Source organism: Nocardia sp. NPDC058499 (assembly GCF_042719915.1).
Classification (GTDB): domain Bacteria; phylum Actinomycetota; class Actinomycetes; order Mycobacteriales; family Mycobacteriaceae; genus Nocardia.
Genome location: NZ_JBHXMZ010000003.1, coordinates 396,405 through 410,310 on the forward strand (window position 1 = coordinate 396,405; position 13,906 = coordinate 410,310).

Sequence of the window (13,906 nt, forward strand, 5' to 3'; positions counted from 1 at the left end):
CTATCGGGACGATCCGGGCGTAGCGTCGGCTGGGTGACCGAAGCACCACGGCCCGAGACCGGAATCCGGATTCCCGACGATCTCAGCGGGATCACCGCCGAGCAATACCGCGCCTCGATGCGGCACTACCCGTCCGGCGTCACCATCGTGACGTTGAACTCGCCCGCCGGGCCGGTCGGTTTCACCGCGACATCGTTCGCCTCGCTCTCCCTGGATCCGCCGCTCATCTCGTTCAATATCGCCGATACCTCCTCCAGCCTCGCCGCGCTCACCGCCGCGCAATCGGTGGTGATCCATTTCCTGGGCGAACATCAGCGCCATCTCGCCCAGCGGTTCGCCCGCACCGCGGCGCACCGCTTCAGCGACCCCGCCCTGTGGTCGGCCCTGGATACCGGGGAACCGGTTCTGCACGGCACCCCGCTGTGGTTGCGCACGACCATCGAGCAGCTCATCCCGATCGGCGACCACACTCTCGTGGTGGGCCGAGTGGTGAAGGTCCACGACGACACCGAAGAAGAGCCCCCGACGGCCCCCTTGCTCTATTACAAGGGCCGCTACTACCGCCCGACCCCCCTCGCCGACGACGTCGACTGAGCGCGGACGATACTGCCCGCTTCGCCAGACCCGGACCGCCCGGCTCCAGCGCCTCAGCGTGTTCGACGAATTTCGACTCCCGCAGGCACGACGCAAGCCGGGCCCGCGTCCGGTCCGCCGCGCCCTGATCCTGCCCACAGGCGTGGGGGTCCGACGTTCTCTGCGGCCGAACACGCCCGGCGGCCCGGCGGTGAGTGAGCCGCTCACGGCGTATCGCGAGGGCGCACCGACGAGCGCAGCGACAGCATTCGCCCCCACCCGCGGAATCCGTCGCACCCAGCGCCGCCGAGTACTCGGCGGCGCTGGGTTTTGGCCCGTCCATGCGGAGAGTATGGACCCGGGGCCGAGCATTGCGGCGCCGGAGACACCGCACGACATAGGGGCCGGAACCCCGTCTGCACCAGCGCGCCAATAAACTCATTCGACCGCTGTTTGCCGGGCGGTAACCCTCGTGTGGGAGAACGAGTCCGTCGGCTGGGCGATGGAAGGTGGGCCGGGTAAATGCAGGCGCAGCTCGAAACGGTGAGCGGGCTCCGGCGCGCCGAGGCGGCGCCGCGGGCGCGCACCCTGGTCGATGTGCTCGCCGAGACGGCCACCCGGCACCCGGATGCTCCTGCCGTGGCGACCGCCGACCGCACCCTGTCCTATGCCGAACTGCTGGTGGAGATCGACCGTTCGGTCCGGGATCTGCGGGCGGCCGGGGTCCGGCGGGGTGATCGGGTCGGTGTAAGGATGCCGTCGGGGACCTGGGAGCTGTATCTGACGATTCTGGCGGTACTGCACGCCGGGGCCGCCTATGTTCCGGTCGATGCCGATGACCCCGAGGAGCGGGCGCGGCTCGTTTTCGGGGAAGCGCGGGTCAACGCCCTCGCCACCGCGGCGGGTATCGAACCGGTCGGCGACCGCCAACCCGATCCGGCAATCGGCGGGCAATCCGGCGACGCCCCCGCGGTGGACGACGACGCGTGGATCATCTTCACCTCCGGTTCCACCGGCACACCGAAGGGTGTCGCGGTCACGCATCGCAACGCGGCTGCCTTCGTCGACGCGGAGGCCCGCCTGTTCCTGCGGGACAACCCACTCGGGCCCGGTGACCGCGTCCTGGCGGGGCTCTCGGTGGCCTTCGACGCCTCCTGTGAGGAGATGTGGCTGGCCTGGCGGCACGGTGCCTGCCTGGTCCCGGCGCCGCGGGCGCTGGTGCGGACCGGCGCCGATCTGGGCCCGTGGCTGGTCCGGCAGGGCATCAGCGTGGTCTCCACCGTTCCCACCCTGGCAGCGACCTGGCCGGCCGAAGCGCTAGAATCGGTGCGGCTGTTGATCTTCGGCGGCGAGGCCGTACCGCCGGACCTGGCCGAACGACTGGCCGACGACGACCGCGAGATATGGAACACCTACGGCCCCACCGAGGCCACCGTGGTCGCCTGCGCCGCGCTGCTGGACGGCACCGGCCCGGTGCGGATCGGGCTGCCGCTGGACGGCTGGGATCTGGCCGTGGTCGACGCGGAGGGTCTTGCGGTGGGCGAGGGCGAATCCGGCGAATTGGTGATCGGCGGCGTAGGTCTGGCCCGCTACCTCGATCCGGTCAAGGACGCCGAAAAATACGCGCCGCTGGCGACACTGGGCTGGGACCGCGCCTACCGCAGCGGCGACCTGGTCCGTAACGACAGCGCCGGTCTGATCTTCCTGGGCCGCGCGGACGATCAGGTGAAGATCGGTGGTCGCCGGATCGAACTCGGCGAGATCGACAACGCTCTCCAGCATCTGCCCGGCGTGAGCGGTGCCGCTGCCGCGGTACGCACCACCGCCACGGGTTCACCGGTGCTGATCGGCTACCTCACCGGTGTCCCCGCCGATTACGACCTGGCCGCGGCGCGGACGTTACTGTCCGGGCAGCTACCGGCGCCGTTGATCCCGCGACTGGTCGTCGTCGCCGAACTACCCACCCGGACCTCGGGAAAGGTCGACCGCAACGCACTGCCCTGGCCGTTGGCGGGCGCCGATGCCGGGACCGAACACGGTTTGACGGGAACGGCCGCCTGGGTGGCCCAGATCTGGATCGATGTACTCGCCGCCGAGATCACCGGCGCCGACGCCGATTTCTTCGAACTCGGCGGCGGATCACTGTCGGCCGCGCAGCTGGTATCGGCGCTGCGCACGCGGTACCCGCAGGTCACCGTCGCCGATATCTACGACCATCCGCGGCTCGGCGCGCTGGCCGAACTCCTGGACGACAGCGGGCCGGGTGTCAAAGCCGACGTCCGCCGGGTCGAGCCGACGCCACGCCCGGCGCAACTTGCCCAGATCCTCGCGACGGTCGCCCTCACCACTCTCACCGGACTGCAATGGGTGACCTGGCTCGCGGTGGCCGCGGGTGTCGCGGGCTGGTTCGAGGTATTGCCGTGGCTACCGCGCCTGTCGTGGTGGTGGACCGCACTGCTGTTCGCCGTGTTCATCACCCCGCTGGGCCGGATGGCGATCTGTGTCGCGGGGGCGCGGGTCCTGCTCGCGGGCGTCGAGCCCGGGAGTTATCCGCGCGGCGGTCCGGTACATGTGCGGTTGTGGGCCGCGGTCCGGCTGGCCGAGGCCAGCGGGGCGGAAAACCTTTCCGGCGCACCGTGGATGGTGCCGTTCGCCCGGGCGCTGGGAGCCACCGTCGGCAAGGGCGTGGACCTGCACACGCTGCCCCCGGTGACCGGCATGCTCGAGCTGCGCGACGGGTGCAGTGTGGAACCCGAGGTCGACCTGTCCGGATATTGGATCGACGGCGATACCGTGCACATCGGTGCGATCCAGGTGGGTAAGGGCGCGGTCGTCGGCGCCCGCTCGGTGCTGCTGCCCGGGACGAAGATCGGCCGGGACGCCGAGGTCGCGGCCGGTTCGGCGGTATCGGGGAAGGTGAAGGCAGGCCAGGAATGGGCGGGCTCACCGGCGGTGAAGGTCGGCCGGGCGCGGCACCGCTGGCCGGCGCAGACACCCGAACGTGCCGTGCACTGGGTGGTAGCGTACGGCATTGCTTCGCTGGCGCTGGGCGCGCTGCCGCTCGCCGGGCTGGCGGCCGGCCTCGCGGTGATCGCATGGGGCGTCCGGGATTCGGTGGGTTTCGCCGGCGCCTTGCTACCCGCTTTCCTCTGGTTGCCAGTGGCGACACTGTTCAGCCTGCTGGTGTACGCGGTAACGACCGTCGTCGCGGTCCGGCTGCTCAGTATCGGCTTGACCGAGGGCTACCATCCGGTGCGCAGCCGAGTCGGCTGGCAGGTCTGGGCGACCGAACGCCTGCTGGACTCCGCCCGCACATTCCTGTTCCCGCTCTACGCTTCCCTGCTGACCCCGGTCTGGTTGCGGCTGCTCGGCGCGAAGGTCGGTAAACGGGTCGAGGCCTCCACGGTGCTGCTGCTACCGAAGTTCACCACCGTCGCCGACGGCGCGTTCCTGGCCGACGACACCATGATCGCCAGTTACGAACTCGGTGGCGGCTGGTTGCACATCGGTGAGGCGAAGGTCGGTAAACGCGCCTTTCTCGGCAATTCCGGGATGACCGCACCCGGCCGGCGGGTGCCGAAGAATGGTCTGGTGGCCGTGCTGTCTGCGGCTCCGAGCAAGGCCAAGGCCGGATCGTCGTGGCTGGGCAGCCCACCGGTCCGGTTGCGGCGGGCAGCCGGAAGTGCCGATACCGACCGCACCTTCGACCCGCCGCTGCGGTTGCGGATCTTCCGCAGCGCCTTCGAAACCTGCCGCCTGGCCGCGGTGGTGGTGACCTTCGCCATCGGCCTCGGGGTGCTGTTCGGCCTCGCGCGAGTGGCGGACAGTTTCGGTTTCCTGGCGGCCGGGTTGCTGTCCGGGGTGGTGCTCATGGTCGCGGGCGCGGTGGCCTGCGCGAGTGCGGTGACGGCGAAATGGGTTCTGGTGGGCCGTATCCGGGCCGAGGAACATCCACTGTGGAGTTCTTTCGTCTGGCGTAACGAAGTCTCGGACGCCTTCGTGGAAACCGTTGCCGCGCCGTGGTTCGCCCGCGCGGCAACCGGTACGCCCGTGCTGAATCTCTGGTTGCGCGCACTCGGCGCGAAGATCGGCCGCGGGGTATGGTGCGAGTCCTATTGGCTTCCGGAGGCAGACCTGGTGACACTCGGCGACGGGGCGACCGTGGAACGCGGCTGTGTGGTGCAAACGCATCTGTTCCACGACCGCATCATGGCCATGGACACCGTCACCCTGGAACCGGGCGCCACCCTCGGACCGCATTGCGTCGCCCTACCGGCCGCGACTGTCGGCGCGGGCGCCACCGTGGGTCCGGCATCGCTGGTGATGCGCGGCGATACCGTACCGCCCTCCACGAGATGGTGGGGTAACCCCATCGCCCCCTGGACCGGCCCGGTGCGCACCCCGGACAGCGATTCGGCGGACGAGGAGACGGACCGCTGATGGGGAGCAGGTTCTACGACGCCCCCATCGACGACTACCTCCCGCAGAACGGCAACCGGGGCTATCGCGTTTCGCGGTACGAGCTGGAACTGAACTACAAGGTCGCCAGTAATCGCCTCGCGGGCCGGGCCGTGATCACCGCGGTGACCACGGCCGAACGCCCCCGCTATTCGCTCGACCTGTCCCAGCCTCTTGCGGTATCGAAGGTGCTGGTCAACGGCAACAAGGCCGCCAAATACAACCATCAGCGCGGCAAACTCACCGTCACGCCGCGCCAGCCGATCCCGGCGGGCGGGATGCTGCAGCTCGTCGTCCTGTACGCCGGCGCACCGAAACCCGTACGGGGTCCGTGGGGGGAGGTCGGCTGGGAGGAACTCACCGAAGGCGCGCTGGTGGCCAGTCAACCCAACGGCGCCGCCTCCTGGTTCCCCTGCGACGACCATCCCAGTTCCAAGGCCAGCTACCGCATCTCGATCACCACCGATACCCCGTACTACACCCTCGCCAACGGCAACCTCGTCGGCAAACAGACCAAGGCCGGGCAGACGACCTGGATCTACGAGCAGGCCGAACCGATGGCCGGCTATCTGGCGACCGTGCAGATCGGCCGCTACCGCAGGCACCGGATCGGCGAGCACAACGCTCCGGTACCGATGTACGCGGCCGTCCCGGCCACCCTGCGCGCAGCGTTCGACCACGATTTCGCCCGCCAGCCGGAGATGATGTCGGTGTTCATCGACCGCTTCGGGCCGTACCCGTTCCAGAGCTACTCGGTGGTGGTCACCGAGGACGAGCTGGAGATCCCCATCGAAGCCCAGGGCATCTCGATTTTCGGCGCCAACCACTGCGACGGCCGCCGCGGGGTGGAGCGGCTGGTGGCGCACGAACTGGCACACCAGTGGTTCGGCAACAGCCTGACCCTCCAGCACTGGTGCGATATCTGGCTGCACGAGGGTTTTGCCTGCTATGCGGAATGGATCTGGTCGGAAGCCGCCGGCGGCGCGAGTGCGGACCAGCTGGCCCGGGCAGCTTGGCATACGCTGCGCCGGGAGCCGCAGAACATCGTGGTCGGCGATCCCGGCCCCGGCCTGATGTTCGACGATCGCGTGTACAAACGGGGCGCGCTCACCCTGCACGCGCTGCGGCTGGAACTCGGCGATACCGCGTTCTTCCGGTTGATCCGCGATTGGACCGCCCGGCACCGTCATGCCTCGGTCTCCACCGAGGAGTTCACCGATCTCGCCGGCCACTACAGCGTGGCGCCGCTGCATGCGCTGTGGCAGGACTGGCTGTATTCCGAACCGCTACCGCAGCTGCCGCCCGCCGGTCAGAAAACCAGGTAGCGGCCCGCCAGCTGCTCGACCAGCGGATCGTCCTCGCCGACGCTGTCCAGGGCGTCGAGATCGGTCACCAGCGAGATGAGGCGCGGATCCTCCGATTCGGGTCCGGCCGGGCCGTCTTCGGCGAGTTGCCGCAGCATTTTGTCCCGTACCCGGTCCTTCAGTGAGTTGCGCATATCCACCTCTCGGGTCAGACCGGCGTCAACCAGGTGCCCCACGGCGTGTTGCGCAGCACGGTGTACGCGGCCATCGAGCCGAGTAGCACCCACATCGTTGCGGTGCCGATTCCGGGCAGCCGCGGTCCTTCGCCGCGCCAGGCACGGACGGCCCAATCGCCCACCCACAGCGCGAACAGCACCAGCACCGGCAAAGCCAGCAGGTTGCTGTGCAGGGAATCGATGATGTTCCCGTCGGTGAGGTTGTGCACTGCCCGCATACCCCCGCATCCGGGGCAGTACACCCCGAACAGCGCATAGGAAGGACACAGCCCGTACGACCCCGGAACGTGCGGATCCCGGAAGTGCAGCAGCAGTACGGCCGCCGCTCCCGCACTCGCGACCGCCGCCGGTAGCGCGACCGCGCTCAGCCGCGCGAGCCCGCTGCGCACGGGTTCCGTTCCCACGGCCGCAACACCGGAGGGCACCGGTTGTGGCGGGGCCGCGTCGGAATCGTTCACGGTTCTCACCGTAGCCCCGGCGGCGGGGTTGATGCCACAACCATCGGAGGTGCTAGCTCCGGTTTCCGGCTGCGGTGCATAGAAACGGCGTCGAATGGGAATTCTGGGTTAACGGCACCGCCCGCGGAACCGACATCCGGGGTGAGAACCACATTCCGGACAGAGAATCTCGGCGCGGCGCTTGCTCTTGTAAGCACCCAGCTTGCAGGTTACCGTGTCAGGCAGGCACAAAGGAGTGTTCTGATGCTGGTGAAATCACTGACGGCGCTATCGCAGGCGCACCACGGCGCGCTGACCGCCCCTTACCGTGCCGCATTGCGCGCCCGCCGATTCCGGAACGCCGCCTTCAACGCCCCCGCCGATGCGCCCGAGGTCTCCACCGTCACCACCGTCGACGGCGCCCGCCTGCGCGTGCACTCCTACGGTCCCGCCGATGCCGAGCCGATCGTGTTCATCCACGGCTGGAGCTGCTGTATCGAGTACTGGAATCCACAGATCAACGCCTTCGCGGGCCGCTACCGGGTGATCTCCTACGATCAGCGCGGCCACGGCGAGAGCACCCTGGGGCGCGCTCCACTCGGCGACCGCACCCTCGCCGATGATCTCGCGGCAGTTCTGGACGCCACCCTGCGCCCGGGTCGCACTGCATTGCTGGTCGGCCACAGCATGGGCGGCATCACCTTGCAAGCATGGGCCGCCCGTCATCCGCAGCAGGTCGCCCGGCGGGCCCGCGCGGTGGTGCTCGCCAACACCACCTCGGGCAATATCCGCTACGACACCGATCTGCTCCCGCTGCTGAACAAACCGCTCAGTGTGGGAAACCTGCCGATCACCCTGCTCGGCTCGCCCGTCCGACTCCCGATGATCGTCGCCGAGTCCATCCTCACCTCCCCGGTCCCCCTGCCCGGCGGCTGGGCAGCCCGGGAACTGCTCAAACAGCGCATCATGGCCCGCGGCGCCACCAACGAACAGGCCGATTTCGCCCTGAGCATCGTGCGCTCCTGCCGTCCCCTGGCACGCGGCCGGCACGCCGCCATCCTGGCAGACCTGCAACTGGGCGAAGCGGCCGCGAACCTCACGGCGCCCACCACGATCATCGCCGGCCAGTACGACCGGCTACTGCCCGAACGAATGTCGCGCATCATCGCCGACACCATGGAGCAGGCCGGTCACCGCCCCGATTACCAGGTCTGGCCCACCGGCCACCTCGGCAATATCGAAGCCGCCGACCGTTTCGACACCGAACTCGCCTCCATCCTGAATCGCACCGGTTCGCGGTCTGTGGCCGCGGGCTGAGCGGAGGTCCCCGAGTTCGGTCGACGATGCCCGGCTCGGCGGACTTCATTACGGCGGCACCGGACAGAGGGAGCTGCGTAGCGCCATGCGGGATCGCCGGCCCCATTACCGTGACCAGGGCGGCCGAAGCCATGCGCACAGGAATATCGGCGATGGCGCGTCGTTGCACCCAGCGACAGCTCCCTGGCGATAGGAATGGACTATGCGCGCAGCGACCTACGACCGCTACACCGCCGACGACAACGATGTACGAGTCCGTGACCTGCCCACACCCAAACTGTTCCCCGGCTCGGTCCTGATCGAAGTCCGCGCGGCAGGGGTGAATCCGGTCGACTGGAAGTTGATGTCGGGCGCACTCGACGGCCTGATCGACGCGGTGTTCCCGGTGATTCCCGGCTGGGATGTCGCCGGAACCGTGGTCGATACCGGATTGGACACCCCGGAGTTCTCGGTGGGCGACGATGTGCTCGCCTACGCCCGCAAGGATGTCCTGCAGGCCGGTACCTTCGCCGAACTGGTCACGGTCGCGGCCGCGCACGTCGCCCGGAAACCGGCCGAACTGCCGTGGGAGCAGGCCGGTGCGCTCCCCCTGGCCGGTGGCACAGCACTGCGCACCCTCGACCTGCTCGAGGTGACCGCCGACGATACCGTGCTGATCCACGCCGCGGCCGGGGGTGTCGGCAGCCTGGGCGTGCAGATCGCGACCGCCCGCGGCGCCCGGGTCCTGGGCACCGCATCCCAGAAGAACCACGAGTACCTGCGGGAACTCGGGGCCGAGCCGGTGGAGTACGGCGACGGCGTCGTCGAACGAATCCGGGAACTGGCCCCCGACGGTGTGGGCGCGGTGGCCGATTTCGTCGGCGGCCAGCTCGACACCACTCTCGCGGTACTCGCCCCCGGTGGCCGGCACGCCTCGGTCGCCGACAACGGTGTGGCCGAGCACGGCGGGCATATCGTCTGGGTCCGCCCCGACGGCACGCAGACCCAGCGCCTGGCCGACCTCGCCGCCAAAGGCGACCTGACGGTCCCCATCGCCCGCACCTTCTCCCTCGACGAGGTCCCCGAAGCGTTCGCGGCGAGCCGCACCGGACACACCCGCGGGAAGAACGTCATCGTTCTCTGATCTCCCGGCAGCGCGGCCCCAGAACAGACCCACACACTGCGGCGTCCGACCTCCCCGGCCCGGCGAAGGAGATCTCGTGCCCACGTTCCCGTTCCGGCCCGCTCTCCCGCATCAGGTGTTCACCGCCGGTTTCTACCCGGATCCCGACGCCGACTACGTGGTGCGCTGCGTCCTCGGCGCCACCGCGTCCGGGGCGGCCGATATCGGCGAGGTCCTATGGGCCATCGATGCCGCCGAACCCGATGACCACGAAAACTGGTTCCGCAGCTGGGAAGCCGCCGGCGAACGTGCACGCGCCCTCGCCGATACCTCCGCTGCCGGCGGCCATCAGCTGAGCGCCTCCTGGGCATACCTACGGTCCGCCACCTATTTCGCGACCGCCGTCAATGCGCTCAGCGGTTCCGGCGCCGGCGAACGGCTTCTCCCGGCCTTCCGTAACCACCGGTCCGGTTGGGACCGTTTCGTCGACACCACCGCGTATCGGGTCGAACGCGTCGACATCCCGTACGAGAACAGCACCCTGCCCGGCTATTTCTTCCGCCCGGCGCCGGACAGCACGCCGCGACCCACCCTCGTCATGGTCAACGGCAGCGACGGCGCGCTCAGCGGACTGTGGAATGCGGGGGCCTCCGGCGCACTGGCCCGCGGCTACAACGTGCTGATGTTCGACGGCCCGGGTCAGCAGTCGATGCTGTTCGAGCGGGAAATGGCATTCCGTCCGGATTGGGAGGCGGTACTCACCCCGGTCCTCGACCATCTGCTCGAACTGCCCGGCGTCGACGCCGAACGGGTCGCGCTGTACGGGATCAGCCAGGGCGGATTCTGGATCGCCCGGGCGCTGGCCTTCGAGCACCGTTTCGCGGCCGCTGTCGCAGACCCCGGTGTGGTCGATGTTTCGGCCTCCTGGGCGGCGAATATCCCGAAATCCCTGCTGAAACTGTTCCATGCGGGCAAGAAGAAGCAGTTCGACACCGAGCTGGGTATCGGCCTGAAGCTGTCCGGAAAAAGTGCCCACACCTGGAACTTCCGGGCGCGGCCGTATCGGCGTGACAGCTATTTCGACACCCTCACCGCGGTCGGCTAGTACACACTCGGCGCCGCCGAGGCCGCCCGGATCACCACGCCCGTGTTCATCTCCGACCCCGAGGACGAACAGTTCTGGCCGGGCCAGTCCCGGCGCCTGGCCGAAATGGTTGCGGGGCCGGTGCACCGCTGCCGGTTCACCGCGGCCGAAGGCGCGAACTACCACTGTCAGCCGCTGGCCCGCGCCCTCACCGACCAGCGGATGTTCGATTGGCTGGACGAAACACTTGGTTCTCGGTGACGATCGGCGTCTTCGCCACTGAATGGGACCGGCGCCCGATCGGATAGGGCGGTACACCCATGGCCGTCCTTCCGGAAGGTAGGTTCACACGATGGCTTTGCGCGTAGTTCAGTGGGCGACCGGGGGTGTCGGACAGGCCGCGATCGAACACATCCTGGCCCATCCCGACCTCGAACTGGTCGGCTGCTGGGTTCATTCACCGGAGAAATCCGGTAAGGACGTCGGCGATATCGTCGGATCGGACAAGACCGGTGTCATCGCGACCCACAGTGTCGAGGAAATCCTCGCGCTGGACGCGGACTGCGTACTGTATGCGCCGCTGCTGCCCGATGCCGGTCAGGTTCGGGCGATCCTGCGTTCCGGCAAGAATGTCGTCACTCCCCTGGGCTGGTTCTGGCCGACCGACAAAGAACGGTCGAAAATGGAACCCGCGGCCCTCGAAGGCGGGGCGACCTTGCACGGCACCGGTATCGACCCCGGCGGCGCCACCGAACAGCAGCCCCTTTTCTTCAGCGGACTGTCCTCGGCGATCACCTTCGTCCGCGGCGAGGAGTTCTCCGATATCCGCACCTACAACGCCCCCGACGTGGTCCGCCATATCATGGGCTTCGGCGGAACCCCCGAGGAGGCGAAAGCGGGCCCGATGCTCGGCCTGCTCGCGCGCGGTTTCGAACAGTCGGTGCGCATGTGCCTGGACACGCTCGGTTTCGCGGACGCCGAGATCCGCAGCAGCCACGATATCGCGGTCGCCACCGCACCGATCGATTCACCGGCCGGCGTGATCGAACCCGGCCGCGTCGCCGCGCAGCGTTTCGCCTGGGAAGCGTTCATCGGCGAAACCAAGGTAGTCCGGGTGGCGGTCAACTGGTTGATGGGCGAGGAAAACCTGGACCCGGCATGGGAATTCGGCTCCGGCGGGGAACGCTTCGAGATCGAGGTCAAGGGCGACCCGGACTGTTCGGTGGTCATCCACGGCTGGCATCCGACCAGTGTCACGGCCGGGCTGCTCCGCAACCCCGGAATCGTGGTCACCGCCGCACATTGCGTCAATTCGATCCCCACTGTCTGCGCCGCGCCGCCCGGCATTCTCACCTTCGTGGATATGCCCGTGGTCACCGGCCGCGCGCACCCTGACCTCGCGGGGTAACAACACCTTTCGAGGACCAACGCGAACGAACCGGCACTCCGCCGGTTCGTTCGCATGGCCGCTCAGACAGCCGCGATCACGACCGCCAGGGCGACCAGCGCGATCGCCTGCAGCCCCACCCGCGGGAAGATAATGCTGTCCCAACGCTGTTGCAGCGCACGCGCATTGTCCGGAATGACCCCGGAAACCGCCGCCGCCTTCTGCGCCGTATTGACCGGTTTCGCGATCCGGGCATACAGGGCGAGCCAGACGACCAGCGCGACCACGGCCACCGCCGCTGCTCCCGCCGAGACCAGGTATCCGCTCAGCCCGGCCACCACAGCGGCGGCGAGCGCGCTCACCAATCCGGTGATGCCGACCGGCGGCATGCGCGCGTCAGCGTAATAGTGACCCCACCCGGCACTCAGGGTCATAGTGGCGTCGTCGAGCCGGGCATTGACCGAGCGTGCGATGAGTGCGGCAAAAGCGTCGGTGCCGTAGACGACGGCGTTGGTGACGAGGGCGAGCACGGCGAGAACTTGGATGAGCGTGGTCATGGGAGGCTCCTGAGGGTTTGGGCTGTCGAATGGTTCCGATGCGCTACACGGCCTGGACAGCGGCAGCGGCGCCGACGCGCTCACGGATGAGCAGCACCCCGGTGAGTGCGACGAACGCAGCGGTCAGCCCGTGGATTCCGAAAGCCGCGGCGGCCGAACCGTTGTGGAGCAGAACGGTGAGCATGTCCCCCACCGGGATCAGCGCGAACCCGAGCAGCACGACCCCCAGCGCGTACCGCTGTCCCAGCGCGAGCAGCACCAGGACGACGATCCCGGTGACCGTATCGCGAACTCCCTTGAGATTCGAGAACGCCGCCGCTTCACCCGTGGGCCATACCGGCAATCCGAAGCCGGGAGCGATCCATTCGGGGGCGATCAGATAACCGACCCCGATGTACAGGATGAATGCGGCCCCGATCAGGGACAACACGGTGGCGATGCGGCGAGCGGTGATCATGGTCGACTCCATATCTAGCATTGCTATATCTAGTAGCGACACTAATCTGTTGGCGCTACTTTGTCTAGCGCTGCTAGATTCGACGGTATGGGTATCCAGAACAGGCGCGAACGGGAACGAGCCGAGCGGCACAGGCTCATCGTCGATACGGCCCGCGAACTGGCGGAAACCGAAGGCTGGGACGCCGTCACCGTCCGCAAACTCGCGGACCGCATCGAATACAGCCAACCCGTCCTCTACAGCCATTTCGCCGGTAAACGCGCCATCGTCACCGCGGTCGCCCTCGACGGCATCACCGAAGCCGCCGCCGTCCTCCACCACGCCCGCACCACAGCCCCCGACAAATCCGCAGCTCTGGCTGCCGTAGCCCGCGCCTACACCGACTTCGCCGCCGAAAACCCCGCCCTCTACGAGGCCATGTTCGTCCTACCCACCGACCTCACCTTCGGCGACGGCGCCCCCGAACCCCTCCGCAACGCATTCACCGAACTGGTCACAACCTTTGCCCCCTTCGCCGCCACAACCGACGTCGAAACCCTCACCGAGACTATCTGGAGCACTCTCCACGGCCTGGCCACGCTCGAACGCAACAACCGCCTTCGCCCAGGTCACCGGACGGAGCGGTTGGCGATCCTGCAGGGCTGGCTGGAAGACGCCGCACACGACCCCGCCGAGCCGCACGCGAAATAGTCGCCCGCTACGGCCCGGCGTCTACACACAGTGATGACTTCGTGGGAGCGGCTCGCAATTCCGCACGGATCCGGGTAACGCCGCTACTGTCGGTCGCCGGAACCCGAGGGCCGCCCGCTACTGCCTGATTCCACGTCGGCGGTCTCGATGAAATTGCCACCGTCCCGAGAACGGGCTCGGGTTCTGCTCATGCGCCGCCCGGCCGGGTCGAAACCGCGGGCCTCTTCCCGCGCGTGCCTCCGGCGTGTTCGTTCGCGACCCGCGCGACCGGTTCGTTGACCCCAATGTGCGGGTGGGTTTCAAT

Annotated in this window: 11 protein-coding genes and 1 pseudogene; 8 read left to right on the plus strand and 4 right to left on the minus strand. The window is 68.3% G+C overall.

Features of this window, described 5'->3' with window-relative positions; all coding sequences use genetic code 11:
* Window positions 1–33 precede the first annotated feature (33 nt).
* From ACFWPH_RS12060 to ACFWPH_RS12070, 3 genes are all read left to right on the plus strand, one after another.
* On the plus strand, window positions 34–594 hold the full coding sequence (locus tag ACFWPH_RS12060; RefSeq protein ID WP_378750154.1) for a flavin reductase family protein: 561 nt from the start codon (window positions 34–36) through the stop codon (window positions 592–594).
* Window positions 595–1,095: 501 nt separating this feature from the next.
* Window positions 1,096–5,013 (plus strand): Pls/PosA family non-ribosomal peptide synthetase, encoded by a 3,918-nt coding sequence (locus ACFWPH_RS12065; RefSeq protein WP_378750156.1) that lies wholly within the window; start codon window positions 1,096–1,098, stop codon window positions 5,011–5,013.
* Entirely contained in the window at window positions 5,013–6,356 is a 1,344-nt protein-coding gene (locus ACFWPH_RS12070) for a M1 family metallopeptidase (RefSeq protein ID WP_378750158.1), read from the plus strand. The genes ACFWPH_RS12065 and ACFWPH_RS12070 overlap by 1 nt, the downstream gene beginning before the upstream one ends.
* On the opposite strand, the gene ACFWPH_RS12075 is transcribed toward ACFWPH_RS12070, so the two are convergent.
* Complete coding sequence (locus ACFWPH_RS12075) at window positions 6,341–6,529, minus strand: hypothetical protein (protein WP_378750160.1); 189 nt, start codon at window positions 6,527–6,529, stop codon at window positions 6,341–6,343. The two genes, ACFWPH_RS12070 and ACFWPH_RS12075, sit on opposite strands and share 16 nt — an antisense overlap.
* A gap of 14 nt (window positions 6,530–6,543) precedes the next feature.
* On the minus strand, window positions 6,544–7,029 hold the full coding sequence (locus tag ACFWPH_RS12080) for a DUF2752 domain-containing protein (RefSeq protein WP_378750161.1): 486 nt from the start codon (window positions 7,027–7,029) through the stop codon (window positions 6,544–6,546).
* A gap of 243 nt (window positions 7,030–7,272) precedes the next feature.
* Here ACFWPH_RS12080 and ACFWPH_RS12085 point away from each other — a divergent pair, with 243 nt between their 5' ends.
* The 4 genes and pseudogenes from ACFWPH_RS12085 (at window position 7,273) to ACFWPH_RS12100 (ending at window position 11,919) form a co-directional block, all read left to right on the plus strand.
* Window positions 7,273–8,325, plus strand: a complete 1,053-nt coding sequence (locus ACFWPH_RS12085) for an alpha/beta fold hydrolase (protein WP_378750163.1) — start codon at window positions 7,273–7,275, stop codon at window positions 8,323–8,325.
* A gap of 202 nt (window positions 8,326–8,527) precedes the next feature.
* Window positions 8,528–9,448 carry an NADP-dependent oxidoreductase gene (locus ACFWPH_RS12090; RefSeq protein ID WP_378750165.1) on the plus strand — a complete coding sequence of 307 codons (921 nt, stop codon included), beginning with the start codon at window positions 8,528–8,530 and terminating at the stop codon, window positions 9,446–9,448.
* A gap of 76 nt (window positions 9,449–9,524) precedes the next feature.
* Window positions 9,525–10,772, plus strand: a pseudogene (locus ACFWPH_RS12095) (alpha/beta hydrolase family protein).
* A 91-nt stretch (window positions 10,773–10,863) separates the two neighbouring features.
* On the plus strand, window positions 10,864–11,919 hold the full coding sequence (locus ACFWPH_RS12100; RefSeq protein WP_378750167.1) for a dihydrodipicolinate reductase: 1,056 nt from the start codon (window positions 10,864–10,866) through the stop codon (window positions 11,917–11,919).
* Window positions 11,920–11,981: 62 nt separating this feature from the next.
* Here the strand turns inward: ACFWPH_RS12100 and ACFWPH_RS12105 are convergent, their stop codons facing one another.
* Complete coding sequence (locus ACFWPH_RS12105; RefSeq protein WP_378750169.1) at window positions 11,982–12,455, minus strand: DUF1772 domain-containing protein; 474 nt, start codon at window positions 12,453–12,455, stop codon at window positions 11,982–11,984.
* Window positions 12,456–12,498: 43 nt separating this feature from the next.
* Window positions 12,499–12,912 (minus strand): DUF4267 domain-containing protein, encoded by a 414-nt coding sequence (locus tag ACFWPH_RS12110; protein ID WP_378750171.1) that lies wholly within the window; start codon window positions 12,910–12,912, stop codon window positions 12,499–12,501.
* Window positions 12,913–12,999: 87 nt separating this feature from the next.
* Between ACFWPH_RS12110 and ACFWPH_RS12115 the strand changes: the two genes are divergently transcribed.
* Window positions 13,000–13,602, plus strand: coding sequence for a TetR/AcrR family transcriptional regulator (locus ACFWPH_RS12115; RefSeq protein WP_378750173.1), 603 nt, complete (start codon window positions 13,000–13,002; stop codon window positions 13,600–13,602).
* The last annotated feature ends 304 nt before the right edge of the window (window positions 13,603–13,906 follow it).